Source organism: Amycolatopsis acidiphila (assembly GCF_021391495.1).
Classification (GTDB): Bacteria; Actinomycetota; Actinomycetes; order Mycobacteriales; family Pseudonocardiaceae; genus Amycolatopsis_E; species Amycolatopsis_E acidiphila.
Genome location: NZ_CP090063.1, coordinates 7,239,335 through 7,264,836, shown reverse-complemented (window position 1 = coordinate 7,264,836; position 25,502 = coordinate 7,239,335). Strand labels below are relative to the sequence as shown.

At 71.0% G+C, this 25,502-nt stretch carries 25 protein-coding genes; 15 read left to right on the top strand and 10 right to left on the bottom strand.

What is annotated here, in order from left to right:
• Positions 1-55 precede the first annotated feature (55 nt).
• Positions 56-2,770, top strand: a complete 2,715-nt coding sequence (locus tag LWP59_RS35505; RefSeq protein WP_144634797.1) for a sacsin N-terminal ATP-binding-like domain-containing protein — start codon at positions 56-58, stop codon at positions 2,768-2,770.
• Positions 2,771-2,794: 24 nt separating this feature from the next.
• Here the strand turns inward: LWP59_RS35505 and LWP59_RS35500 are convergent, their stop codons facing one another.
• Positions 2,795-3,034, bottom strand: a complete 240-nt coding sequence (locus tag LWP59_RS35500) for a DUF2530 domain-containing protein (protein WP_144634799.1) — start codon at positions 3,032-3,034, stop codon at positions 2,795-2,797.
• Between the two features lie 117 nt (positions 3,035-3,151).
• Here LWP59_RS35500 and LWP59_RS35495 point away from each other — a divergent pair, with 117 nt between their 5' ends.
• From LWP59_RS35495 to LWP59_RS35485, 3 genes are all read left to right on the top strand, one after another.
• Positions 3,152-4,609 (top strand): NCS2 family permease, encoded by a 1,458-nt coding sequence (locus tag LWP59_RS35495; RefSeq protein ID WP_144634802.1) that lies wholly within the window; start codon positions 3,152-3,154, stop codon positions 4,607-4,609.
• Between the two features lie 55 nt (positions 4,610-4,664).
• Positions 4,665-5,087 carry a MarR family winged helix-turn-helix transcriptional regulator gene (locus LWP59_RS35490; RefSeq protein ID WP_144634805.1) on the top strand — a complete coding sequence of 141 codons (423 nt, stop codon included), beginning with the start codon at positions 4,665-4,667 and terminating at the stop codon, positions 5,085-5,087.
• Positions 5,088-5,191: 104 nt separating this feature from the next.
• A complete protein-coding gene (locus LWP59_RS35485; RefSeq protein ID WP_144635147.1) occupies positions 5,192-6,478 on the top strand; it encodes an MFS transporter in 1,287 nt (428 codons plus the stop codon).
• Positions 6,479-6,613: 135 nt separating this feature from the next.
• Here LWP59_RS35485 and LWP59_RS35480 read toward each other — a convergent pair whose 3' ends face one another.
• The 5 genes from LWP59_RS35480 to LWP59_RS35460 form a co-directional block, all read right to left on the bottom strand.
• Positions 6,614-7,573, bottom strand: a complete 960-nt coding sequence (locus tag LWP59_RS35480) for a hypothetical protein (RefSeq protein ID WP_144634808.1) — start codon at positions 7,571-7,573, stop codon at positions 6,614-6,616.
• 172 nt (positions 7,574-7,745) lie between these two features.
• A complete protein-coding gene (locus LWP59_RS35475; RefSeq protein ID WP_144634811.1) occupies positions 7,746-8,507 on the bottom strand; it encodes an arylamine N-acetyltransferase family protein in 762 nt (253 codons plus the stop codon).
• Between the two features lie 97 nt (positions 8,508-8,604).
• Entirely contained in the window at positions 8,605-9,225 is a 621-nt protein-coding gene (locus tag LWP59_RS35470; protein WP_144634814.1) for a superoxide dismutase, read from the bottom strand.
• 160 nt (positions 9,226-9,385) lie between these two features.
• The gene (locus LWP59_RS35465) at positions 9,386-10,042 is read right to left on the bottom strand and encodes a biliverdin-producing heme oxygenase (protein ID WP_144634817.1); all 657 of its coding nucleotides are present in this window, start codon (positions 10,040-10,042) and stop codon (positions 9,386-9,388) included.
• 44 nt (positions 10,043-10,086) lie between these two features.
• Positions 10,087-11,586 carry a glutamate--cysteine ligase family protein gene (locus tag LWP59_RS35460; RefSeq protein WP_144634820.1) on the bottom strand — a complete coding sequence of 500 codons (1,500 nt, stop codon included), beginning with the start codon at positions 11,584-11,586 and terminating at the stop codon, positions 10,087-10,089.
• A 206-nt stretch (positions 11,587-11,792) separates the two neighbouring features.
• Between LWP59_RS35460 and LWP59_RS35455 the strand changes: the two genes are divergently transcribed.
• The 3 genes from LWP59_RS35455 to LWP59_RS35445 are packed head-to-tail and all read left to right on the top strand — an operon-like array spanning position 11,793 to position 13,626.
• Entirely contained in the window at positions 11,793-12,596 is an 804-nt protein-coding gene (locus tag LWP59_RS35455; RefSeq protein ID WP_144634822.1) for a TrmH family RNA methyltransferase, read from the top strand.
• Between the two features lie 40 nt (positions 12,597-12,636).
• The gene (locus tag LWP59_RS35450) at positions 12,637-13,257 is read left to right on the top strand and encodes a DUF2537 domain-containing protein (RefSeq protein WP_144634825.1); all 621 of its coding nucleotides are present in this window, start codon (positions 12,637-12,639) and stop codon (positions 13,255-13,257) included.
• Between the two features lie 15 nt (positions 13,258-13,272).
• Entirely contained in the window at positions 13,273-13,626 is a 354-nt protein-coding gene (locus tag LWP59_RS35445; protein WP_144634828.1) for an MmcQ/YjbR family DNA-binding protein, read from the top strand.
• Here the strand turns inward: LWP59_RS35445 and sepH are convergent.
• The 4 genes from sepH to LWP59_RS35425 form a co-directional block, all read right to left on the bottom strand.
• Positions 13,623-14,432, bottom strand: coding sequence for a septation protein SepH (sepH, locus tag LWP59_RS35440; RefSeq protein WP_144634831.1), 810 nt, complete (start codon positions 14,430-14,432; stop codon positions 13,623-13,625). The genes LWP59_RS35445 and sepH overlap by 4 nt on opposite strands.
• A 289-nt stretch (positions 14,433-14,721) precedes the next feature.
• A complete protein-coding gene (gene serC, locus LWP59_RS35435) occupies positions 14,722-15,846 on the bottom strand; it encodes a phosphoserine transaminase (RefSeq protein ID WP_144634834.1) in 1,125 nt (374 codons plus the stop codon).
• A gap of 13 nt (positions 15,847-15,859) precedes the next feature.
• Positions 15,860-17,206, bottom strand: coding sequence for a serine hydrolase domain-containing protein (locus LWP59_RS35430; RefSeq protein WP_144634837.1), 1,347 nt, complete (start codon positions 17,204-17,206; stop codon positions 15,860-15,862).
• Between the two features lie 135 nt (positions 17,207-17,341).
• On the bottom strand, positions 17,342-18,490 hold the full coding sequence (locus tag LWP59_RS35425) for a citrate synthase 2 (RefSeq protein WP_144634840.1): 1,149 nt from the start codon (positions 18,488-18,490) through the stop codon (positions 17,342-17,344).
• A gap of 249 nt (positions 18,491-18,739) precedes the next feature.
• Between LWP59_RS35425 and LWP59_RS35420 the strand changes: the two genes are divergently transcribed.
• From LWP59_RS35420 to LWP59_RS35385, 8 genes are all read left to right on the top strand, one after another.
• Positions 18,740-19,042 (top strand): urease subunit gamma, encoded by a 303-nt coding sequence (locus LWP59_RS35420; protein WP_144634843.1) that lies wholly within the window; start codon positions 18,740-18,742, stop codon positions 19,040-19,042.
• A gap of 9 nt (positions 19,043-19,051) precedes the next feature.
• On the top strand, positions 19,052-19,339 hold the full coding sequence (locus LWP59_RS35415; RefSeq protein ID WP_144634846.1) for an urease subunit beta: 288 nt from the start codon (positions 19,052-19,054) through the stop codon (positions 19,337-19,339).
• Entirely contained in the window at positions 19,336-21,054 is a 1,719-nt protein-coding gene (locus LWP59_RS35410; RefSeq protein WP_144634849.1) for an urease subunit alpha, read from the top strand. Before LWP59_RS35415 ends, LWP59_RS35410 begins: the two co-directional genes overlap by 4 nt.
• A complete protein-coding gene (locus tag LWP59_RS35405; RefSeq protein WP_144634851.1) occupies positions 21,054-21,734 on the top strand; it encodes an urease accessory protein UreF in 681 nt (226 codons plus the stop codon). Before LWP59_RS35410 ends, LWP59_RS35405 begins: the two co-directional genes overlap by 1 nt.
• Positions 21,724-22,413 carry an urease accessory protein UreG gene (ureG, locus tag LWP59_RS35400; RefSeq protein ID WP_144634854.1) on the top strand — a complete coding sequence of 230 codons (690 nt, stop codon included), beginning with the start codon at positions 21,724-21,726 and terminating at the stop codon, positions 22,411-22,413. Before LWP59_RS35405 ends, ureG begins: the two co-directional genes overlap by 11 nt.
• On the top strand, positions 22,410-23,135 hold the full coding sequence (locus tag LWP59_RS35395; protein ID WP_144634857.1) for an urease accessory protein UreD: 726 nt from the start codon (positions 22,410-22,412) through the stop codon (positions 23,133-23,135). The genes ureG and LWP59_RS35395 overlap by 4 nt, the downstream gene beginning before the upstream one ends.
• A 100-nt stretch (positions 23,136-23,235) precedes the next feature.
• A complete protein-coding gene (gene pdxH / locus LWP59_RS35390) occupies positions 23,236-23,907 on the top strand; it encodes a pyridoxamine 5'-phosphate oxidase (RefSeq protein WP_144634860.1) in 672 nt (223 codons plus the stop codon).
• A gap of 270 nt (positions 23,908-24,177) precedes the next feature.
• Entirely contained in the window at positions 24,178-25,458 is a 1,281-nt protein-coding gene (locus LWP59_RS35385; protein WP_144634864.1) for an MFS transporter, read from the top strand.
• Positions 25,459-25,502: the final 44 nt, after the last annotated feature.

Genomic DNA, 25,502 nt, shown 5'->3' with positions numbered 1-25,502 from the left:
ATCGGCGAAGCCCGCTCATCGAGGCCGACCGGGTGCGGGTGCCCCGCAGTGCGCAGTGAGCCTGCCGAGCACTGACCCGTTCGGCACCGAGGAGCTGCGGGCCTCGGTGCTGCGTGCGTGGTCCGACTCGCCCACCCGCCTGCTCGAGGACACCAACGCCGAGCGTGACCTGCGGGTCGGCGCGTACCGGGACAGGCTGTTCGTCGAGCTCGCGCAGAACGCGGCCGACGCGGCCGTGGCCGCAGGCATCCCCGGCACCCTGCGTGTGTCCGTTGTGGATGGTGAGCTGCGAGTGGCCAACACCGGCGCGCCGCTCGACGCCCGCGGAGTGGCGTCGCTGTCGTCGCTGCGCGCGTCGGCCAAGGAGGGCTTGGTCGGCCAGTTCGGCGTCGGGTTCGCCGCGGTGCTGGCGGTCAGCTCCGAGCCGAGGGTGCTCTCGCGCACCGGTGGCGTTGCCTTTTCCGAGGCCCGCACCCGGGAAGCGGTTTCTCAGGACGAGGTTCCGGTGCTGCGGTTGCCTTGGCCTGCCGGGGAAGAGGTACCGGCGGGCTTCGACACCGAGGTCCGGCTGCCGTTGCGGGACGGGGTGGATCCGGCCGGGCTGCTGGCACGGGCCGAGGCTGAGGCCGAGGACTTGTTGCTCTCCCTGCCCGGGCTGACCCGGTTCGAGGTCGAGGGCTCGGTGTGGCAACGGTCTGCTGTGGACTCGACCGTGCAGATCGCGGCACCGGACGGCACCGTGCGCCGGTGGCTGACGCAGGAGGCGCCGGACGGGCTGTGGGCGGTGCCGGTCGACGACGGCCCCGTGCCGCTGGAGGACGACGTCCTGCACGCGCCGACGCCGACTGACGAGCGCCTTTCGCTGCCCGCGCGGTTGATCGCCTCGGTGCCGATGGAGCCGTCGCGGCGGCGGGTGCTGCCCGGTACCGACCTGTCCGGGCTCGCGCGTTCGTACCCCGCGCTGGTGCGGAAGCTCGCCCCGGAACACCGCGTGACGATGGTGCCGAAGGCAGGCTTCCCGCTGTCCGAACTGGACGGTCAGCTGCGGGAGGCCGTGCTGCGGCAGCTGGCCGGGCAGGCGTGGCTGCCGGGTGTCTCGGAGCTGGCGGGCTCGGGTGCCCGCGTGCTGAACGTCGAGTCGCCGGAGCTGACCGGACTGCTGGGCGAGATCGTGCCCCGGTTGGTGTCGCTGTCCGGGCCGGAGGTCGCGCGGGTGCTCGCGACCGTGGACGCCGAGCCGCTCGACGTGGCGGAGCTGGTCGAGATCCTGACCGGGCTGGAGCGGCCGCCGGCGTGGTGGCATTCGCTGTACGACGCGCTTCTGCCGTTGCTGGAAGCGCATTCCGTGTCCTACGACGACCTGGGCGCGCTGCCTGTCCCGCTCGCGGACGGGCGCACGTTGCCGGGTCCGCGCGGGGCTTTCCTGTTCGGCGCGGCCGACGACCTGCTGGACCTGCTCGCCGACGCCGAGGTCGTCGGGCTGCGACTGGTGCATCCGGATGCGGCGCATCCGCTGCTCGAGCGGCTGGGCGCGAAACAGGCCGACTCGGCGGACCTGCTCGAGGCGCCCTCCCTGCGTGAGGCGATCGAGCGCAGCGTCGAAGATGGACTGTCCGGTTTGGACGTGCGACCGCTCGCGGATGCCGTGCTGCGCCTGGTTTCGGACAACCCGGTCGAAGGGCTGGGCGCGCTCGCCCTGCCGTCACGGGACGGCTGGCGGCGCGCGGACGAGCTCGTGCTACCGACGTCGCCGTTGCTGGCCGTGTTCGATCCGGAGGCGCTCGGTGCGGACGGGGCACTTTCCGTGCTGGACAACGACTTCGCCGAGGACTGGGCGCCGGGTGCGCTGACCGCGGTCGGCGTGCTCGACGGGTTCGTCGTGACGGAGGACGGGATCCGCGACCTGGACCTCGTCGCGGACGACGCGTGGCCGCAGGCGCTGCGGTTGCTGGCGGGGGAACGGGAGACCTGGCACGCGCTGTCCGGCCCGTCGGGCGAGTGGATCGCGCGGAACGCGGTGCTGGCCGGGCGGGCGCCGGAGGAGTGGCGGCTGCCGGAGGCCGAGGGGCTCGCCGGGCTGTACGACCCGGTGCCGGATGTCGGGCTCGGGCCGGAGGTGCTCACGCTCGCGGGCGTCCGGGCCGAGCTCGCGGTGGCCGATCTCGATGACGCGGCTGACTTGCTGGACCGCCTCGGTGATCCCGATCGGGTGGTCGCGGCTGGCTTGATCTCGCGGGCGTACGCCGCGCTGGCCGCGGTGGACCTGGACTGGTCGCAGCTGGACCCGCCGGCGCGGGTGCGTGCGGTGGACGGCTCGGTGGTGGCTGCCGAACAGGCGGCGGTGCTCGACCTGCCGTGGCTCGCGGCGGTCTGGCCGGCGGGGCGGCTGGTGGCCGCGGCGGCCCCGGAGCGGCTTGCCGAGCTGTTGGACGTGCCCGTGCTGAGCGAGCTCGTCTCGGCGCGCCTGCCCGAGGGCGAGTTCCTGCGGTGGTCCGAGCTGACGGCGGTCCGGTTGGTGGCGGAGCTGCTGGACATCCCGTTCCCCGAGGGCGGGGTCGTGGTGCACGAGGAGTTGACCGTGGAGGTCGACGGAGTCAAGCGCACCGCGCCGTGGTGGGTCGAAAGTGGTGGGTTTCACGGGGAACATCACGCGGAGGACAGCCCGGCAGGCCTGGCGCGCGCGTTCGCGTGGGCATCCGGCCACTGGGCGGACCGGCACCTCATCACGGCCCTGCTCGACGACCCCGACCCGCTGACGCTCCTGGCGTGAGACGCGTGTGGGTGAAGCGACCCCTCAGAGCCCCGTCTGCGCGGACCGCGAGCCGCGGCGGCCGGCGGCGCGCTGCCAGGCCATGATCCCCATCCCGATGAGGCTGATCACGACCCCCGCCAGGCAGGTCCACAGCCACACACTCGGCGTCCGCCCGCCGCCGAAGTCCCGGATCGCGAACACGACGAACCCGGCGAGCCAGGCGAGAGTGCCGACCACGACGATGGGGGAGAGCGCGGTCAGTTGCGTGGGCAACTCCGGCACCGGGCGTAACGAGCCTTTAACATTCCCACCGTTGATCGGGTCGGTCACGTCAGGAAGGCTACCGGCGAGTTCTCCTCGAGCACCACTGCGGCACCAAGCACCACAAAGGGACACAGCATGACCGAGCAGGGCACAAGGTCGGGCCTCGACCGCTTCTTCAAGATCAGTGAACGCGGCTCGACGACCGGCCGGGAGGTCCGCGGCGGCCTGGTCACCTTCGTGACGATGGCCTACATCGTCGTCCTCAACCCGCTGATCCTCGGCAGCTTCTCGCCCACCGACGCGGGCGCGCACAAGGACGTGCTGGGCAACATCCTGCCCGTGCCGCAGGTCGCGGCGGTCACCGCGCTCGTCGCCGGGGTCATGACCATCCTGATGGGCCTCGTCGCGCAGTACCCGTTCGCCATCGCCACCGGCCTTGGCATCAACAGCCTCGTCGCCGTCACCATCGCGCCCCAGGTCAGCTGGCCCGAGGCGATGGGACTGGTCGTCATCGAGGGCCTGATCATCGTGGTGCTCGTGCTCACCGGGTTCCGCACCGCCGTGTTCAACGCCGTCCCCGCCGCGCTGAAATCCTCGATCGCCGTCGGGATCGGGCTGTTCATCTGCTTCATCGGCCTGGTCGACGCCGGGTTCGTGCGCAGGCTGCCCGACGCGGCCAACACGACCGTCCCGGTCGGGCTCGGCATCGGCGGCTCCATCGCCTCGTGGCCGACGGCCGTCTTCGTCGTCGGCCTGCTGCTGACCGGCACCCTGGTCGCGAAGCGGGTCCGCGGCGGCATCCTGATCGGCGTGCTGGCCACCACCGTGCTGGCGATCGTCGTCGAGGCCCTCGTGCACGCCGGCCCCTCCAACGGGACCAACCCCAAGGGCTGGAACCTCGGCTACCCCGCGCTGCCGGACAAGGTCGTCGGCCTGCCGGACCTGTCCCTGGTGGGCGACGTTTCCTTCGGCGCCTGGACCAGGCTGCCGATCATCACCGTGGTCCTGTTCGTCTTCACCCTCGTGCTCGCCGACTTCTTCGATGCCATGGGCACCATGACCGGCCTGGCCAAGGAGGCGGGCCAGCTCGGCCCGGACGGCCAGCTGCCGCGCGTCGGGCGGGCGCTGTTCGTCGAGGGGCTCGCCGGGGCCGCCGGCGGCTTCGGCTCCGCCAGCTCCAACACGGTGTTCGTCGAGTCGGCCGCCGGTATCGCGGAAGGCGCCCGGACCGGCCTGGCCAACGTCGTCACCGGCGTGTTGTTCATCGCCGCGATGTTCCTCACCCCGCTGTACGAGTCCGTGCCCGTCGAGGCAGCCGCGCCGGCGCTCGTCGTGGTCGGCGCGCTGATGATCGCGCAGGTCCGCGACATCGACTTCACGGACTTCTCCATCGCGCTGCCGGCGTTCCTGACGATCGTGGTGATGCCGTTCACCTACTCGATCGCCAACGGCATCGGCGCGGGCTTCATCAGCTACGTGGTGATCCAGGCGGTCACCGGCAAGATCCGCCGGGTGCATCCGCTGATGTGGGTGATCGCGGTCGCGTTCGTGGCGTACTTCGCCGTCGGCCCGATCGAGGCGGCGCTGAAGTAACGAGCTTCACCCGTAAGCCCCGTCGATCGTAAGGTATGCTAACTATGTGTCCGATATGCGCGAGCCTGTGCTGGCGAGCCGGCTGCGGCTGGCCGTCGTCAGGCTCAATCGCAAGCTCCGGGCACAGCGGACCGACCAGAACGTCTCGCTGACGCAGATCGCGGCACTGTCCACTCTGCACAAGTGTGGCGCGCTCACGCCCGGCAAGCTGGCCGCCAAGGAAGGCGTGCAGCCGCCATCGATGACGCGGGTGATCGCGGCGCTCGAGGACATGGGGTTCGTCGCGCGCACACCGCATCCCACGGACGGGCGGCAGTCGATCGTCACGCTCACCGAGAGCGGGACGTCGTTCATCGAGGCGACGATCTCCGTGCGCGAGGCGTGGTTGGACCGGAAGCTGGCAGAACTGAGCGGCGACGAGCGAGAGGTGCTCGCCGAGGCCGCCGAGATCATCGACAGAATGGCGGGGAACGGGTAACGGTGACGGCAGACACGGGTAGCCAGGCAAAGTCCTATCCGACGACGACAGCTACCCGGGGTCAGGCGCTACCCGCCGACGCACCGCCCAAGCCGAAGCCGAGCATGTTCGCTTCGCTACGGGTGCGTAACTACCGGTTGTTCTTCTCCGGCCAGGTGATCTCCAACATCGGCACCTGGATGCAGCGCATTGCGCAGGACTGGCTGGTGTTCACGCTCTCGGGCAACAACCCGATCGCGCTGGGCATCGCGGTCGCGCTGCAGTTCACCCCGACGGTGCTGCTGTCGCTGTGGGCGGGCGTGCTCGCCGACCGGGTCGACAAGCGCAAGCTGTGCATCGCGATCCAGAGCGGGATCGGAGTGCAGGCGCTGGTGCTGGGGCTGCTCGACGTCGGCGGTCTGGTCGCGCTGTGGCAGGTGTATCTGCTGTGCTTCGTACTAGGCATCTTCAGCGCGCTCGACGTGCCCGCGCGGCAGTCGTTCGTCGCGGAGATGGTGGGGCGCAAGCAGATCCCGAACGCCGTCGCGCTGAACTCCTCGGTGTTCAACATGGCCCGGATCGTGGGGCCCGCGATCGCCGGGTTCGCGATCACCTGGGTCGGTACGGGCTGGATGTTCCTGGCGAACGCGGTCAGCACGCTCGCGGTGATCACCGGTCTGCTGCTGATGAACCCGGACAAGCTCTTCCGCGGCCCGGTGGTCGTGCGGGCGAAGGGGCAGCTGCGCGAGGGGCTCGCCTACGTGCGCGGGCGCTCGGACCTGGTGACCGTGATGGTGCTGGTGTTCTTCGTCAGCACGTTCGGCATCACGTTCTTCACGTCGCTGGCCATCGTGGCCGGCAACGTGTTCGGCACCCAGGCCGACGGCTACGGCCTGCTGTCCACGCTGCTCGCGGTCGGCACCTTCACCGGTTCGCTGATGGCCGCGCGGCGCATGGTGAAGGGGCGGCCGCGGGTGCGGCTGCTGCTGGCGGCCGGGTTCGGCCTCGGGGCGATGGAGTTCGTGGCCGCGTTCATGCCGACGTACCTGGCGTTCGGGATCGCGCTGATCCCGCTCGGGTTCGCGACGATCACGTTCCTCAACACGGCGAACTCGCTGGTGCAGACCGCGGTCAGCCCGGAGATGCGCGGGCGCGTGATGGGCATCTACGTGCTGGTGCTGATCGGCGGCAACCCGGTCGGCGGGCCGATGGTCGGCTGGATGGCGGACACCTTCGGCGGCCGGTCGCCGTTCTACATCGGCGGTGCGATCTCCGCGCTGGCGGCGCTCGCCTGCGCCGCGGTGCTCGTCCGCCGGGGCGGACTGACGAGGGGATACCGGCTCGCCGGGCTGCGGGTCCTGTTCTCGAGCGGCCGCGCCACGACGACGACCCCGTCACGGCGCGCACTCTGACCTTCCGGCAGCGGTGGGCTAGGTCATCTAGGTTGTGTTTCTAAGCGGCGGAGCCGCTTGCGCCTGCGCCGTCAGCTTGCACCGCCGCGGGTTCCGCTACCCGCACCTGCCCGCAAGTCACTTCTGAAACAGTCCCTAACCGGCCAGCAGCCGGGGCAGGACCGCCTCGGCGAGGGGCTCGAGGGAGCGGCCGCCGCCGGTGAAGGTCAGTTCCTGTGCGGTGCCGTCGGTGAGCTTCACGGCCACCATGTCGTCGGTGACCAGCGCCGGGCGGCCCGCGAGCCGCGCGGGGAAGACCCGTGGCGTCACCGCGTCCGTGTAGGCCGCCTCGATGCCGTGCGCAGCGCAGCGGCCGTCCGCAAACGGCCGTGCCGTACCGCCCAGCCGTCCGGTCAGCGCCGTGCACAGCTGCCACGAGATCATCGGCCACGGCAGGTCCGCGATGGCCGCCGGCGCGGGACGCTGGGCGGGGATCGAGCCGTCCTCGGCGGCGGCGGGCAGCGCCGGGCCCGGCTTGGTGGTCGCCTGGACGACCTCCGTCGCGATGGACTCGGCGAGTGTGTCCAGCGCCGGCGCGCTGCCGCTCAGCCCGACCCGCAGGTACGGCTTGACCTGGTCCGTTCCCGGCGCGTCCAGCACCCGCACGTCCAGCCTCGTGTTCGCCTTCGGCGGCAGGAACTCGAGCCGGGCCGGCCGACCCGCGACCTCGACGTCGCTCGGGTCCTGCAGGTTCGCTGGGGCCGCGTCGAGCGCGAGCGTGACGTCCGTGGTCGTGGTGACGAGGTGACAGCCGGCGCCCTGGACCTCGCGCAGCGTCTTGCCGCCGAGCAGTGCCTCCCAGCGCTCCTGGCTCAGCGCCTGGCACAGCACCTGGCCCGCCGTGTCCGGCGGTAGCGCGGCCACCATCTCACCGGTCGGCATCGGTACCGGGCGCAACGCCTTGCCGTCCTTGCTCGGCCACTCCGCGGGGAGCGCCTTCGTCACCGGAGGCCGGTCGTTGTCGACGCGGGTCCACAGGTAGCCCGCCCCGGTGGCGACGCCCGCGAACGAGAACAGCACCGCCAACACGATGCCCAGCACGGTCGACGTCTTCACGCCCCGGAGGCTACAGCCACCGGCGTCGGCAGCTGATCTTGACGACAGCCCTTGCGGGGATTGCTGAGGTTAGGCTAACCTCAGGCTTGTCCGCTTCGTGGTGGGAGCGGCAGTCAGTTCGGGAACGGGCGAGGCCCCGTTACCAGGGATTCCCCTGGTAACGGGGCCTCGTTCAGGTGAAGGACCGGGCGGTGGGCGGCTCCGCCAGCTCGATGCCGAAATACGCCCGATAGGCGTCCACGAGCTCGGCGCCCGCCAGGACCCGCTCCACCCGTTTGCCCTCGGCCGTCTCGATCAGTTGGTCGTCGGCGAGCGTGACGCGGCCGCCGGGCGTCGGCAAGGTGCACAGCAGGTTCTTCGTGAAGTGCGAGTCCGGTGAGGTGGCCTGCCACCAGCAGGTCGGCACGAAGTCCGCCAGCTCTCGCGGCCGCTGCTCCAGCCGGTACGCCGGCTTGCCGCCGTGCCGGGCGTCGATGTCCCCGCCCGGCGCGTCGAGCAGCAGGAACTCGCCCTCGGCGTCGGCCTGCGGGTCGCAGCCGGTCAGCCGCAGCGGGCGGCGGGCGAACCGGCCGAACCCGACGTCGGCCAGCCACGGCTCCTCCAGGTCGACGCGCAGCGCCAGGTGGTTGAACGGCGCGCCGAACCGGTCGCCGCCGAACACCCGCGCCGAGAGCAGCGTGACCTCGAAGCCCAGCTCCCGTAGCAAGGCGGCGAAGGCTCCGTTCAGCTCGTAGCAGAACCCGCCGCGGCGGCGCCCGACGATCTTGTCCGCCAGCGCGTCCTCGTCGAGCACGATCGGCTCCGGCAGGTGCACGCTCAGGTTCTCGAACGGCACGGTGCTGATGTGACGCTCGTGCAGCTCGGCCAGCGCCTCGGCGGTCGGGGCCGCGGGCCGGGAGGCGCCGATGCGGGCGAGGTAGGCGTCAACGTCCATGTCGCTACCGTCCCACCTCGACCACGGTGGAGGTCAACCGAAAAACGAAACGGGGCCCTTCCAGCTGAGGAAGGACCCCGATGGCGCTGCACGACTCTCAGAGAAGCAGGCCGTTCCCGCCGGAGACGGCGTTGTCGAACCGCTTGCTGACCTCGGCCCAGTTGTAGACGTTCCAGAGCGCCTTGACGTAGTCCGCCTTGACGTTCTTGTAGTCCAGGTAGAACGCGTGCTCCCACACGTCCACCAGCAGGATCGGAACCGTCGGCAGGACCAGGTTGTTGTGGTGGTCGCGCAGCTGCTGGGTGATCAGCGTCTTGCCGACCGGGTCCCAGGAGAGCGCGGCCCAGCCGTTGCCCTGGATGGTCGTGGCGACGGCGGTGAACTGCGCCTGGAACTTGTCCCAGGAGCCGAACGCGTCGTCGATCGCCTGCGCGAGCTCGCCGGTCGGCTTGTCGCCGCCTTCGGGCGAGAGGATCTTCCACCACACGACGTGGTTCGCGTGACCGGCCAGGTTGAAGGCCAGCGTGGTCTCCAGCCCGACGATCGAGGAGAAGTCGCCCTTGTCGCGCGCCTCGGCCAGCTTGTCCAGGGTGTCGTTCGCGCCCTTGACGTAGGTGGCGTGGTGCTTGCTGTGGTGCAGCTCGTTGATCTGAGCCGAGATGTGCGGAGCAAGCGCGCCGTAGTCGTAGTCCAGATCGGGAAGCTCGTACCGGGCCATCAGCCCTCCTTCTTATCTGACGCAAAATCCCTGCGCCACCAACCTAGTAGCAACCGTATCGGGTGGCTAACCGGGGAGTTGGTGATCCACACCCCGGGAAGGCGCCCGTCACCAGCCTGCGATCTCCAGCTTGCTGGAGGTCAACCAGGTGTGCGCGTGATCACCCCGGTACTTCGTCGGCGAGGTCGGCGAGCAGGGCCACGTTGAGCTCGAACGCGACCAGCGTCTCGGTGACGATGCGCCGGCGCTCGGCCTCGTCCCACGGCGCTTCGTCGAGCAGCGCCCGGTAGCGCTTGCGGAACGCGGGCACGTTGCCGAGGTCGAAGTGGTAGAACAGCGCGCCAGGGCCTTCGACGCCGTAGGTGCGCTTGAGCAGCCCGCGCACGGCCTGCCCGCCGGCGAGGTCACCCAGGTAGCGGGTGTAGTGGTGGGCGACGTAGCCGCCGGGCCAGTCGGCGGCGACCGTCCGGATGCGACGGACGTAGTCCTCGGTGGCCGGCACCGGTGTCACCCGTTCGGCCCAGTCCTCGCCGACCAGGAACGCCAGGTCCGCGGCCAGCGCCGGCCCGCGCCGCAGCTCGTCGAACACAAAGGCACCGCCGACCGGATGGCAGGCCAGCGCGTCGGACGCTTCCTCGATCGCCTGGTAGATGAAGTGGTACTGGGCCGCCAGGCGCGCGTACGCCCGCAGCGGGAGCCTGCCGTCGAACAGGGCGTCCATGAAAGCGGACCGGTGGGCACGCTCGTGCACGTCCCTGGTGGACTCGCGCAGCATCGTCGAGAACGGGGTCTGTTCCACGGTCAGAGTAGCTGCCATGACCTCGAGCGTAAGCGAGCGCGACTGGTAAGGCTACCCTAAATTCACAGTTCCACCGACCAGGTGTGCACCGGCTCCTCGGTTGCGGAGAGTGACAGGTAGCGCTCCAGCATCGTCGACAGCGCCGTCTCGCGGTCCGAGCCGTGCTGTTCCGCGAGGGCCACCGTCTCCCGCTGCCACCAGGCGCCGTTGCGCTTGGTGAGGCACCGCTGCTCGATGATGCCCAGGTATCGCTCGATCGAGGCTTCGCTGACGTCAGCCGTGCGCAGCCCGTCGTAGGCCAGCGGCAGCAGGACCCGCAGGGTCAGCTCGTCCGGCGGGATCCAGCCGATGCCCGGCCAGTACAGCTGCGCGTCGAACCCGTTGCGTGCTCCGGCGTACAGGTTCTCCTCGGCGGCCTGGAAGGACATCTGTGTCCAAATAGGACGCTCGGCCTCGGCGAGCGCGCGTTGTGCGCCGTAGAAGAACGCCGCGTTGGCCATCATGTCGACCACGGTCGGCCCGGCGGGCAGCACCCGGTTCTCCACGCGCAGGTGCGGCTTGCCGTCCACGACGTCGTACACCGGCCTGTTCCACCGCCACACGGTTCCGTTGTGCAGCCGCAGTTCCGCCAGCTTCGGCGCCTGGCCGGAGTCCAGCGCGTCGACCGGGTCCTCGTCGTCGGTCTCCGGGAGCAGACCGGGGAAGTAGCGGACGTTCTCCTCGAACAGGTCGAAGATCGAGGTGATCCAGCGTTCGCCGAACCACACGCGTGGCCGCACGCCCTGGTTCTTCAGCTCCTCCGGACGGGTGTCCGTGGCCTGCAGGAACAGCGGGATCCGCGTCTCGTGCCACAGCGCCTTGCCCAGCAGGAACGGCGAGTTCGCGCCGACCGCGACCTGGACGCCGGCCAGGCACTGCGCGGCGTTCCAGTGCGCGGCGAACTCCTCGGGCGCGACCTGCAGGTGCAGCTGCAGCGACGTGCAGGCGGCCTCGGGGAGGATCGACTCGGAGTGCGTCCGCAGCCGTTCCGCCTTGTGCCCCCGCATCGCCGCGCCGTCCAGCGACAACGTGACGTGCTCGCCGCGGGCGGCGAAGATCTGGTCATTGAGCATGGTGTAGCGGGTGCTGTTGGTGATCCACTTCTGGTCGAAGTGATCGTGCGTCAACGTCGGCAGGATGCCGATCATCGCCAGCCGCGCGCCGGAGCAGGCCGACTTGTCGTCGGCGTCGGTCAAGTAGCCGCGAAGATCGCGTTCCAGTTCGATCGCGGAGTTCCCGGCCAGTGGCCTGGGCGGTACGTTCAGTTCTATATTGTGCTGCGAGAGTTCGGTGGTGAAGGACGGATTGTCCAGTGCGTCCAGCACTTCCTGGTTCGTCATCGCGGGACCCATCGTCCCGTCGACCAGGTTCAGCTCGACTTCCAGCCCGATATGTCTTCGGGGGAAAGAGAATCCGCCGTCGCCGAGCATTCGGCCCAGTGTGTCGAGACATCGCTGGACCTTGCGGCGGTACTTGGCCCGGTCGCGTGGGTTGAAGCCGTCAGCCGAAAGATCCTGGCCCATGCCTTCCCTGCTTCGTTCGTCCGGGTCCGTCGCGGAGTCTGGGCGCTCTTGCCCGGCGGACAACAGTTACACAGCATCGCTTCAAGGGCTATCGGCCAAACTGGTGCTGTCCGGTCGGCTATCCGGAGGGGAACCGAAGCTGACCCGTTCGCCGTAGCGATACCCGCCTCGTTCGGAGCAACCACCCCGAGGCCAGACTCGTCTCCGTGGCGCAACGTATCTCCGTCCAGAAGGTCGACGACCCCCGTGTCGACGACTTTCGTCACCTGTCCACAGCCGACCGGAGGCCGGACCGCCCCGGCGGGCGCGGTTTCGTGATCGCCGAGGGCACGGTCGTCGTCCGTCGCCTGCTCGCGTCCGATTACCCCGTTCGGGCGCTTTTAGGCGTGGCGCGCCGGATTGAAGAACTGGAGCCGGAGCTGGCCGGGGTGGACGTGCCCGCCTACGTCACGTCCGCCGAGCTGATGGCCGAGATCGTCGGCTTCCACCTCAACCGCGGTGTGCTCGCGGTGGCCGATCGGGCGCCGCGGTCGTCCGCAGGGGAGATTGTCGCGCGGGCACGGGTACTCGCGGTACCGGAAGGTGTCGGCGACCACGAAAACCTGGGCGCGCTGTTCCGCAACGCGGCCGCGTTCGGCCTCGGCGGCGTCCTGCTCGGGCCGGGTTGTTCGGATCCGCTCTACCGGCGCAGTGTGCGGGTTTCCATGGGCAACGTCCTGCGCGTCCCGTTCGCCCCGCTCGAACCGTGGCCGGCCGGGCTGACATCGCTGAAGGAGAAGGGTTTCCGGGTCGCGGCGCTGACCCCGCGGGCCGATTCGGTGCCGTTGCGCGAACTGGCCGCCGACGGTGGGAAGATCGCGTTGCTGCTCGGTTCGGAGGGTCCGGGGCTCACCGAGGAAGCGCTCGGGGCGGCGGATGTCGCGGTGCGTGTCCCGATGGCCGAAGGCGTCGACTCGCTCAACGTCGCCACTGCGGCAGCGGTCGCCTTCTACGAGCTCGCCGGGCGGTAAGTTACTCGCGTTCGCAGGCGCTGGACGGGGAGGCATACGCGTGGAGTTGCGGATCCGCGGGGAGCGAGCCGTGCTGAAGGGGCACGGCGAGGCCTACACGCGCGAGATCGATCCGCACAGCCTGGCGCTCGGCGTCGAACTGGCCGACGCCTTGCACGAGTGGGCGCGCGTCGCCGCCGCGGTCCGCCGCGCGGCCGAGCGCGCGGGGCCGGGGGAGGCGGCGCCGGTCGTCTCGCGACGCGGGCAGCAGCTCGCCGCCCGCGTGGCCACGGTGATGGGCACGCCGGTGCACTACGTCGACCCGGTGACCGACGAGGTCGTAGTGGTGCAGCCGCTGCCGCCGGAGCAGGCGGAACAGAGCCTCACTCGCCGGTTGTTCGGCGCGGCGGAGGTCGGCGACGAGCCCACGCCGTGGGGGACCGGCCTCGTGGTCGCAGGGTTCGTCGCGGCCGTGGTGATCACGGCGATGCTCGCGCTCGCCGTGGCGCTGGCCGCCGAGACCGCGGGCTGGGTCGTGCTGCTGGCGTCCGCCGTGGTCACCGCAGGCCTGGCGCCGTCGCTGTGGCTGGCACGGCGCCTGCCGATCGTGCGCTGGATCGCCCTCGGCGCGGCCGCCGGCTGCGTGCTGGCCTGGTTCGGGGTGCTCACGGTGGCATTCTGAGGGGATGGTCCGGCCATGAAGCCGCTCGAAGAGCTGCGGAAGCTGTGCCTGGCGCTGCCGGAGACGACGGAGCGCCCGAGCCACGGCGAGCCGGCCTGGTTCGTGCGGGACAAGAAGACGTTCGTGATGTTCGCCGACCACCACCACGACGACCGGCTCGCGTTCTGGTGCGCCGCGCCGCCCGGTGCGCAGGAGGAGCTGGTCGCCGAGGAGCCGGAGCGCTTCTTCCGGCCCCCGTACGTCGGTCGCCGCGGCTGGCTCGGCGTGTGGCTGGACGTGCCGGTGGACTGGGCCGAGATCCGCGCGATCGTCACCGACGCCTACCGCGTAGTCGCCCCCAAGAAGCTCGTCGCAGAGCTGGACGCCTAGCCGCGCTGGGAGCGGACGCCCAGGAGGACGTCCTCCCACGCCGGGACCGCCGGGTGGTTCTTCTTCGACTTCGGCTTCGCCGGCACCGCGGACTTGGGTTCCGGCTCCGGCTCGGGCTCGGCAGGCGGCTCGGGCGCGGCGGCTTCGGGCTCTTCCGCGGTGAGCATCGGCTGCTCTGGCTCGGCGACCGGCAGCGGATCGGGCTCGACGGCCCGCAGCGTGCGCGGCGCGCGGTGCGGATCGAGCAGCTCCTCGGCGTGGTCGTCGAGCGCGTTGACGGTGCCGCCGTGTGCGCCCGGCGCGAACGACCAGTGCGCGCTCATGTCCGAGCGGCCGGTCTGCCAGCGCAGCGCGACGACCCACTTGCCGTCGTCCTTCCACGCGTCCCACTCGGCGTGCCCGTAGTCCTGCCCGCGTACGCCGAACGCGTACGCCACGACCTCACCGAGCGTCCGCACGTCGGGGCCGTCCTCGCGGACCGGGTGCGCGCCCTGGGCCAGTTCCGCGATCCGTGATCGTTCGAGCAGCACCGGGTACGCGAACCGCTCGACCCGCTGTTCCGGCACACCCGCGGAGGCCGCCACCTGCTGCACGGATTCGCCGGCCCGGATCCGGGCCTGGATCTCGCGTGGTCGCATCTGACTCTCCAACTCGATTTCGATCTGACCGAGCCGGGTGATGTCGCCCCTCGCGGCCGCCCGCAGTCTTTCATCGGCAGGCAGGAGGAAACGTTCGCGGCGCGCCGGGTCTTCGCACACGATGGACTTACCGTCCTCGTGTATCCCGACAACCCTCAGCGCTCGCATCAGCCGCCTCCTCCAGACTTCACCTTTGTGGGTGTTAACGGTAGAACGGCGCGTCGCCTTGACGGTGCAGGCGCGCCGACATCCCGGTACCCAGTTGTTGATCTTCACGCATGAAACCGCCCGCTGTCGCCGGGACACGCCTGGCCCCGGCGGTCACGAACAGGGGATTCTCGGGCAGGATCGCCCGGCGCTGGGACCGCAGGTTTTCGGTGTTCCTCGTGCCGTTGCCGACAAAAGATGATGGTGGCCGGCGATGCCGGCCACCATCATCTCCGTCGTCAGCCCAGTTCTACTTCTGGGGCAGCCGTTCCACCACGAACTCGATGCAGCTGATCAGCGCCGTGATGTCGCCCGGCTCGATGGCGGGGAACATGCCGATCCGCAGCTGGTTGCGGCCCAGCTTGCGGTAGGGCTCCACGTCGACGATGCCGTTGGCGCGCAGCACCTTGGCGACCTCGGCCGCGTCGACCTCGTCGACGAAGTCCACGGTGCCCACGACCTGCGAGCGCAGCGCCGGGTCCTTGACGAACGGCACCGTGTAGCTGGTCTCCTCGGCCCACTCGTACAGCCGGTCCGAGGAGTCCTTGGTGCGCGCGACCGTCCAGTCCAGGCCGCCGTTGCCGAGCATCCACTCGATCTGGTCGGCCAGCAGGAACAGCGTCGCCACCGCGGGGGTGTTGTACGTCTGGTCCTTGCGGGAGTTGTCCAGCGCCGTGGTCAGCGACAGGAACTCCGGGATCCAGCGGTCGCTCGCGCCGATCTCGCCGACCCGCTCCAGCGCCGCGGGCGACATGAGCGCCAGCCACAGGCCACCGTCGGAGGCGAACGACTTCTGCGGCGCGAAGTAGTAGACGTCGAAGTCCTCGGCCTTGACCGGCAGACCGCCGGCGCCCGAGGTCGCGTCGATCGCGACGAGCGCGCCCTCGCTGCCCGCGGGGCGGCGCACCGGCACCGCGACACCCGTCGAGGTCTCGTTGTGCGCCCAGCCGACCAGGTCCACGCCCTGCTCGTAGGCGATCTCGGGAGCACTGCCCGGCTCCGACTTCACCACGACCGGGTCGGCCAGGAACGGCGCGCCCTTGGTGACCGCGGCGAACTTCGACGAGAACTCGCCGTAGGTGAAGTGCTGCGAGCGCTCGCGCACCAGGCCGAACGCCGCCGCGTCCCAGAACGCCGTGGTGCCGCCGTTGCCGAGCACGACCTCGTAGCCCTCGGGCAGCGAGAACAGCTCGGACAATCCCGCGCGCACCCGCCCGACCAGGGACTTCACCGGCTTCTGCCGGTGGGAGGTGCCCAGGTACTTCGCCCCCTCGGCGGCGAGGTTGGCGAGCTGCTCCGCCCGGACCTTCGAGGGCCCGCAGCCGAAGCGCCCGTCGCTGGGCTTGAGTTCAGCGGGGATCGTCAACTCGGTCATGGGGCCCAGTCTGTCATGTGCGCCAGCCGGCTTCGTCGACGCCGCCGGGGATCGGCGCGGCCGGGTCGTAGGGGGTGCGGGTGAAGATGAACGTGGCCAGGTCCAGGTGGGAGGGGGTGCCGTCGGCGGCCCTGACGAGCCGCAGGGTCTCGCCCGCGTAGTAGCCGTCGAGCCCGAGCCACTCGTCCGCGCCGACCGGCCGGAACCGGGAGGCGCGCCCGGACGCCACCGGCGCGAGGTCCAGCATCCCGCCCGGGATGAGGCGCAGGTGGTACGGCGTCGGGCCCCAGTGCCACAGGCCGGTCAGCGCCAGCAGGTCGCGGTCGACCTCGGTGGGGCGCCATTCGGCGGGCAGCTTGGGCTCGTGCTCGTCGGCGATCGAGATCAGGTCGATGACCAGGGACAGGATCGCCGGGCCCGAAGTGGTGTTGGCCATCGCGAGTGCGCCGGTGCCGGTCGCCGGGTCGACCAGCGTGGTCGCCAGGAAGCCCGGCATCGACCCGGTGTGCCCGGCGAGGCGGCGGCCCTGGTGGCGCACGAGCTGCAGGCCGAGGCCGTAGCCCGAGGTCCACACGTCGCCGTCGTCGACCGTCGCCACCGCGCGCATCTCGGCCATCGTCTCCGGGCGCAGCACGTCGCCGGTGTGGCCGCCGACGAACGAGGTCCAGCGGGCGAGGTCGACGACCGTCGACCACAGCTGCCCGGCGGGCGCCATCGCCCCGGCGTCGGGGCTGGGCTCGGGCAGCAGGAGGTCGGCGAACGGGTGCACCGCGTACCCGTTGGCGTGCTTGCCCTCCGGGTGGGGCGTCGTACGGGACATGGCCAGCGGCACCAGGATCTCCGCGCGCAGCGCGTCGAGCCAGCTCGTGCCGCGGTGGCGCGCGATCAGCTCGCCGAGCACGCCGTAGCCGACGTTGGAGTAGTGGAACCGGCTGCCGGGCCGGTTCTTCAGCGCGTCCTGGGCGAGGCTCGCCTGCAGGGCCGCCCAGTCGCCGCCGACGCTGCGCTCCCACCACGAGCCGGGCGACTCCGAGGTGAGGCCGCCGGTGTGCGAGAGCAGTTGCGCGATCGTCGACGAGCCGAAACCGGTGCCGGGCACGTGCTTGTCGAGCGGGTCGTTGAGGTCGAGCCTGCCCTCGTCGCGCAGCCGCATGACGAGGACCGCGACGAGCGACTTGGTGATCGAGCCCAGCCGGTACTGCGTGTCGTCGTCGGGCGCCGCGCCCTCGACCAAGCCTCGCGCGCCGGACCACAGCAGCTCGCCGTCGCGAACCACGGCGCCGACGACGGAGGGCACGCGCGCGGCGGCCTGTTCGGCGGCCAACCGGCGGAGCAGGGCGAACTCGGTGCTGGGCAACATGACGACATTCTGCCCGGCACTGATCAGGGCAGCAGCCCGCGGGCCATCGCGGTGGGCACCGCCGCGGTCCGCCCCGGCCGGCTCCGCGCGCGAGGCGTCCGCTGAACCTCGTGTCCACCGTCCGGCGGACAGCGGCTACTTGCCGATCGCGTCCCAGCCTTCGACCTCGCGCGGCTGGCGCGGGCCCGGCCCGACGTAGGTCGCGGACGGGCGGACCAGCCTGCCGGTGCGCTTCTGCTCCAGGATGTGCGCGGCCCAGCCGGCGGTGCGCGCCGAGGTGAACATGGCGGGCATCATGTGCGGCGGCACCTTCGCGAAGTCCAGGATCACCGCGGCCCAGAACTCGACGTTCGTCTCGATCGGACGGTCGGGACGCCGCTCGCGCAGCTCCGCCAGCGCGGCCTGCTCCAGCGCTTCGGCGATCTCGTACCGCTCGGCGCCCAGCTCCTTGCAGGTCCGGCGCAGCACGCGGGCGCGGGGGTCCTCCGCGCGGTACACGCGGTGACCGAAGCCCATCAGCCGTTCCTTGCGGTCGAGGATGCCCTTGACCATCTTGCGGGCGTCACCCGTGCGCTCGACCTCCTCGATCATCGGCAGCACCCGCGCCGGCGCGCCACCGTGCAGCGGCCCGGACATCGCGCCGATCGCACCCGACATGGCGGCGGCGACGTCCGCGCCCGTGGACGCGATCACGCGCGCGGTGAAGGTGGAGGCGTTCAGGCCGTGCTCGGCGGCGGACACCCAGTACGCGTCCAGGGCCTTCACGTGCGCCGGGTCCGGTTCACCGCGCCAGCGGATCATGAACCGTTCGGTGATGGTCTTCGCTTCGTCCACCCTGGACTGCGGCACCGCGGGGACGCCGACGCCCCGCGCCGACTGCGCGACGTAGGACAACGCCATCACCGAGGCACGGGCGAGGTTGTCGCGGGCTTCCTCGTCGCTGATGTCCAGCAGCGGCCGGTAACCCCAGATCGGCGCCACCATGGCGAGCGCGGCCTGTACATCCACCCGCACGTCGCCGCTGTGCACGGGCAGCGGGAACGGCTCGGCGGGCGGCAGGCCGTTGCCGAACCTGGCGTCGACCAGCAGGCCCCACACGTCGCCGAAGCTGACCTTGCCCGCCAGGTCCTCGATGTCCACGCCGCGGTAGCGCAGCGCGCCGCCGTCGCGGTCGGGTTCGGCGATCTCGGTCCGGAAGGCGACAACGCCCTCCAAGCCGGGTTTGAACCCGTCATCCGGCTCGGCCGCAGGCTGGTTGCTCGCAACAGGCGCTGAGGTAGTCACGGTGGGAGACCTTTCGATGTGCGTTCCCCGACAGTTGCCTTGAGTCACGTTTCTCGCGCGATCGACACGCGGGGACGCGCCTCGTCGCACGGTGCCCAAACCATGCACCCCCGCCAGCCGGGTCGCAATCGAAAGAAGCGGTGGTTTCGGTCACGATTACGAGAACGATTCAGTCGAGTTGGCCGATCTCGTGTAAATCCTGTGTTTCTCGCGGGCGCGTGTACGGGCCGGCGGTGATAGACCTGGTGGATGCATCTGAGCCCGCAGGAACGGGACAAACTGCTGATCCACGTCGCCGCCGACGTGGCGCGGCGCCGGCTGGAGCGCGGGGTGAAGCTCAACTACCCCGAGGCGGTCGCGCTCATCACCGACTACGTGCTCGAGGGCGCGCGGGACGGGCTGAGCGTCACCGACCTCGTCGCGGGCGGGCGCAACGTCCTCGACCGCGGGCAGGTGCTGCCCGGCATTCCGGAGATGGTGGACTCCGTGCAGGTCGAGGCCACTTTTCCGGACGGCACGAAGCTCGTGACCGTGCACGACCCCATCGTCTAGGAGGTTCCCGTGCACCCTGGAGAGATCCTCCCGGCCGCCGAGCCGGTCGAGCTCAACCCAGGCAGGCCGCGGACCACGCTCCGGGTGGTCAACACCGGCGACCGGCCGGTGCAGGTCGGCTCGCACTTCCACTTCGCGCAGACCAACAGCGCCCTCGACTTCGACCGCGGCGCCGCGCAGGGGCATCGCCTCGACATCCCGGCCGGCACGTCGGTGCGCTTCGAACCGGGGGTGGACCGCGAGGTGGACCTCGTGCCGCTGGCGGGCGCCAAGGTCGTCCCGGGGCTGCAGCGATGAGCGCCATCGACCGCGAGCGGTACGTCGAGCTGTTCGGGCCCACGGTCGGCGACCGCATCCGGCTCGCCGACACCGACCTGCTCATCGAGGTGACCGAGGACCGCAGCATGGGTCCTGGCGCCGGCGACGAGGTGCTGTTCGGCGGCGGCAAGGTCATCCGGGAGTCCATGGGCCAGGGCATGGCCACCCGCGCCGAGGGCGCGCCCGACCTGGTGATCACCGGTGCGGTGATCCTCGACCACTGGGGTGTCGTCAAGGCCGACGTCGGCATCCGGGACGGGCGGGTCGTCGGCATCGGCAAGGCGGGCAACCCCGACACGATGGACGGCGTGGACCCGGCGCTGGTGCTCGGCCCGTCCACGGAAGTGCTGGCGGGTAACGGGAAGATCCTCACCGCGGGCGGCATCGACTGCCATGTGCACTTCATCTGCCCACAGCTCGTGGACACCGCGCTCGCCTCGGGGCTGACGACGCTGGTCGGCGGCGGCACCGGTCCGGTCGAGGGCAGCAAGGCCACCACCGTCACGCCCGGCGCCTGGAACCTGGGCCGGATGCTGCGCTCGATGGACGCGCTGCCAGTCAACGTCCTGTTGCTGGGCAAGGGGAACACCGTCCGGCACGAGGCGCTGCGGGAACAGTTCGAGGCCGGCGCGGGCGGGCTGAAGCTGCACGAGGACTGGGGCTCGACCCCGGCCGCGATCGACGCCGCGCTGACCGTCGCCGACGAGTACGGCGGGCAGGTGGCCATCCACACCGACACCCTCAACGAGGCCGGCTTCCTCGAGTCCACTGTGGACGCCATCGGCGGCCGGTCGATCAACGCGTACCACACCGAGGGCGCCGGCGGCGGGCACGCGCCGGACATCATCAAGGTCGTCTCGCTGCCGAACGTGCTGCCCTCGTCGACGAACCCGACCCGGCCGCACACCGTGAACACCCTCGAAGAGCACCTCGACATGCTCGTCGTCTGCCACCACCTCAACCCGTCGGTGCCCGAGGACCTCGCGTTCGCCGAGAGCCGCATCCGCCCGACGACCATCGCCGCCGAGGACGTGCTGCACGACCTGGGCGCGATCTCGATGATCAGCTCGGACTCGCAGGCGATGGGCCGGATCGGCGAGGTGGTCATCCGGACCTGGCAGACGGCGCACGTGATGAAGCGCCGCCGCGGCGCGCTGCCCGGCGACGGTGCCGCGGACAACCTGCGGGCCCGGCGCTATGTCGCCAAGTACACGATCAACCCCGCGATCGCCCACGGCATGGCGCACGAGATCGGCTCGGTCGAGGTCGGCAAGCTCGCCGACCTGGTGCTGTGGGAGCCGAAGTTCTTCGGCGTGCGGCCACACGTCGTGCTCAAGGGCGGGTTCCCGGCCTGGGCGGCGATGGGCGACGCCAACGCCTCGATCCCGACCCCGCAGCCGGTGCTCGCGCGGCCGATGTTCGGGGCGCAGCCCTCTGTCGCCACCGAGACCAGCCTGCACTTCGTCACCGAGGCGGCGATCAAGGCCGATGTCGCCGGCACCTTCGGGTTGCGGCGGCGGCTGGCGGCGGTGGCGGACACGCGGTCGGTGGGCAAGGCGGACATGCTGCTCAACGACGCGATGCCGGACGTGCAGGTCGACCCGGACAGCTTCGCCGTGCACGTCGACGGCGAGCTGATCGAACCACAGCCGGTGGCGGAACTGCCGATGGCGCAACGGTACTTCCTGTTCTGATGGACGTCACCGCGCTGCTGCTCGCCGACTCCCGCTTCCCCGGCGGGGGGCACGTCCACTCGGGCGGGCTGGAGGAGGTCGTCGCGCGCAGGCTGGTGACCGCCGAGCGGGACCTGCCCGAGTTCCTGCACGGACGGCTGTGGACGGCGGGCCTGCTGGCCGCCGCTTTCGCCGCGGCGGCGGCACATGCCATCCGCCGAGATGTCCACAGTGGACACTGGCTGCGGCTGGACGCCGAGCTCGACGCACGCACCCCGTCGCCGGCGCAGCGGGAGGCGTCACGAGCGCAGGGCCGCGGGACGGCCCGGGCCGGGCGGATCGCGTGGCCCGCCATCGGCGAGCTGCTGGCCGTGACCCCGCGTCCGCACCACCCGATCGTCACCGGCGCCCTCGCCGGAGCGGGCGGCAGCTCGCCGCGCGACGCCGCACTGGCGCTCGCCTACCTCGCGGTCAGCGGCCCGGCGAGCGCGGCGGTGCGGTTGCTCGGCTTCGACCCGCTCACCGTGAACGCGATGGTGGCACGATTGGCGCCAGGGCTCGAGGCCGTCGCCGACGAGGCCGCCGCCACCGCGGGCGCCGACCCGGCGCGGCTGCCGGCACCCAACGCCCCGGCACTGGACCTGCTCGCCGAAGCACATCTTCGGCACCACAAGGAAGAGGTGCGTCTCTTTGCCAGCTGAGCACGGTCACGGGCACGTCCATCCCGTGAACTTCGACCCCACGGCCGCCGAACCCGACCAGTACGCGGCGGCGGCGAAGCACGGCCGCGCGTTCCGCATCGGCATCGGCGGTCCCGTCGGCAGCGGTAAGACCGCACTGGTCGCGGCCTTGTGCCGGGCGCTGGGCGACGAGATCGACCTGGCCGTGGTGACCAACGACATCTACACGACCGAGGACGCGGACTTCCTGCGCCGGGCGGGCGTGCTCGACGTCGAGCGCATCGAGGCGGTGCAGACCGGCGCGTGCCCGCACACCGCGATCCGTGACGACATCACCGCGAACCTCGACGCCGTCGAGCGGCTCGAGGAGCGGTTCCCCGGGCTGGAACTGGTGATCATCGAAAGCGGCGGGGACAACCTGACAGCCGTGTTCAGCCGCGGTCTCGCCGACAGCCAGGTGTTCGTGGTGGACGTCGCCGGTGGTGACAAGGTCCCCCGCAAGGGTGGTCCCGGCGTCACGACGGCGGATCTGCTGGTGATCAACAAGATCGACCTCGCGCAGTTCGTCGGCGCGGACATGGCGGTGATGACCTCGGACGCGCACCGGATGCGGGGCGAGCTGCCGGTCATCACCCAGTCGCTTGTGGACACTCCCAACGCGCCGGACGTCGCCGACTGGGTCCGCAAGCAGCTGGTATGAGAGCCGACGCCCGGCTGGTGGCCGAGTACCGCGACGGCCGCACCGTGCTGCGTGAGCTGAGGTCGATGGCGCCGCTGACGCTGTTCCCGAAGCGCACGAACGGTGCCGCTGTCGTGCACCTCGTCAGCTCGGCGACCTCCCCGCTCGGCGGCGACGAGCTGACGCTGACCGTGCGGGTCGGCGCCGGTGCGCGGCTGCGGCTGTCGGGGGTCGCGGCGACGCTGGCACTGCCCGGGCATCGGGAGGGCGGTAGCCGCTCGACGGTCCATGTGGAGGTCGAGCGCGGCGGGATGCTGGAGTACCTGCCGGAGCCGACCGTGGTCACCTCCCGCGCCCGGCACGCCGCGGAGCTGTTCGCGACGCTGGATGACGACGCCCGGTTCCACACGCGGGAGGTCCTGGTGCTCGGCCGCGTGGGTGAGCGGACCGGTGTGCTGCGCAGTACCCAGCGCGTCGTGCGGGCCGGGGTGCCACTGCTGCACCAGACGCTGGACGTCGGGGTGCTCGACCGCAGCATCGCCCACCTCGCCGGGCGGCGGGTGCTCGCGACGGAGCTGCTCGTCGGCGGGGAGGATCCGCCGGAGCCCGCGGGTGGCGACTGGTGGTCGGTCACGCCGCTCGCACACGGTGGCGCCCTGGTCACGGCGTTGGCACCCGATGTGGTGACGGCGCAGGCGGGTCTTGATCGAGCCAGGCGTTGTTTTCCGAAGATGTCGTGTTAGGCGTCACCGTTCGGCGGGTTTCGCGCAGGCGTCGCAGGCCCTAACGTCAACCTTCATCCACTTGTATTACTGATGCGTGCGCGGGCGCGGAGGTTGACACATGCCGGAGGTCGGCAACATCGACGACGTAGCGGTACGACTGCCCGGAATGCGGGTGGCCTACGAAGGGGAGTCCCTGGAGGAGTCCGATCTGGCGGGCACCTGGACCGAACAGCTGCAGGGGTGGCTGAACCAGGCCATCGGGGCGGGGGTCCCGGAACCGAACGCGATGGTGCTCGCCACCGCCGACGCCGAGGGCCGGCCCTCGTCGAGGACCGTGCTGTGCAAGGGGCTCGACGATCGTGGCGTGGTGTTCTACACGAACTACACCTCGGCGAAGAGCCACGACCTGACGGTCACGCGGTACGCGTCGGTGACCTTCCCGTGGTACTCGCTGCACCGGCAGGTGACCGTGCGCGGCGAGGTCGAGAAGGTCGATGTCAAGGAGACGGCGGAGTACTGGGCTTCGCGGCCGCGGGGTTCGCAGCTGGGCGCGTGGGCGTCGCCGCAGTCCCAGGTGGTGCGCAGCCGGCGGGAGCTGGACAACGCGCTGGCGTCGATCGAGCGCCGCTTCGCCGATGTCGAGAAGGTGCCCTTCCCGCCGCACTGGGGCGGCTGGCGCATCAAGCCGGACACGGTCGAGTTCTGGCAGGGGCAGCAGAACCGCCTCCACGACCGCCTCCGCTACGTCCACACCCACGACGGGTGGCAGATCGTGCGGGTGGCGCCGTAGTCGCGGGTGCTGCGGTAGCCCCGGCCTGTTTGGTGTGACGAGCGGGCGGCCGGTGCCGGTCGCGGTGCGTGCTGCCTGTCGGACCGGGCCAGTGGGGGTGGCTGCGCAATCGCTCGCGGTACCCGCCGTCTGACCCCCGCACCCGGGTTCCCCGAAACCGCGCCGCCACCGCCACCCTCGCCGCCCCTGCCCAAACCACCCATCCAGCGCCATCTCGCTCAGCGGAAATCACAACGGACCAACTACTTAGCTCCGCTAAGCTGGTTCGTTGTGAGTGTCGAGGCGGGCGCCAGCAGGAAGCGCAAGCGGTTCGGTTCGGTCGTCATCGACATCCAGCCGCTGAAGGTGCCTGCTTTTCGCCGTCTCTGGGTCGGGACAGCGGTCACCGCCATCGGCAGCCAGCTCACCACCGTCGCGGTGCCGAAGCAGGTGTTCGACCTCACCGGGTCGTCGGCCTGGGTGGGCCTCACCGGCGCCGTCGCGCTCGTGCCGCTGCTCGTGTTCGGCCTGTGGGGCGGCGCGATCGCCGACACCGTCGACCGCCGCAAGCTGCTCCTCCTCGGCAACGCCGGCATCGCCGTCGTCTCCGCGCTGCTGTGGCTGCAGGCCTGGCTGAACATCGGCTCGGTCTGGCTCGTGCTCGTGCTCCTCGCCCTCAACCAGGCGTTCTTCGCGATCAACATGCCCACCCGCAGCGCGATCGTCGCCCGCCTGGTCGCTCCCGAGCTGCTCCCCGCCGCGACGGCGCTCAGCGGCACCATGAACATGTTCGGCACGATCTTCGGCCCGATGGCGGCCGGCGCCCTGATGCCGGTCCTCGGCCTGCCGACCCTCTACCTGATCGACACGATCGCCCTGCTGCTCACCCTCTACACGGTCTGGCGCCTGCCCGCGCTCCCGCCGCTGTCCGGCCTGGCCCGCCGCGCCGGCCTGCGCGACGTGATCGACGGCTTCCGCTACATGGGCACCCAGAAGGTCCTGCTGGCGAGCTTCGTCGTCGACATCATCGCGATGGTCGCGGGCATGCCGCGTGCCCTGTTCCCCGAGATGGCCGAGCGGACCTTCGGCGACCCGCCGGGCGGCGGCCTCGCGCTGGGCTGGCTGTTCGCCGCCATCCCGATCGGCTCGGTCGTCATCGGCCTGTTCTCCGGCTGGCTCGGCCGGATCCGCCGTCAGGGTGTCGCGGTCGTGGTCGCGATCTGCGCGTGGGGCGCGGCGATCGTCGGGTTCGGGCTGGCGCACGCGCTGTGGCTCGCCGTCACGTTCCTGATCATCGGTGGCGCGGCCGACATGGTCAGCGCGATCTACCGGCAGTCCATCCTGCAGGCCGCCGCGACCGACGAGATGCGCGGCCGGATGCAGGGCGCCTTCACGGTCGTCGTCGCGGGCGGGCCGCGCATCGCGGACGTCACGCACGGCTGGAGCGGCGCCGCGGTCGGCACCGCGGCCGCCTCCGCCGGCGGTGGGGTGCTCGTGATCGTGCTGATCGTCATCGCCGTCGCGATGCTGCCCGCCTTCTGGCGGTACCGCGCGGCCGCGGTGGTCAAATAGCCGCGTTTCACCCACGCGGGGCTGCCCGATGGGGCACCATGGCG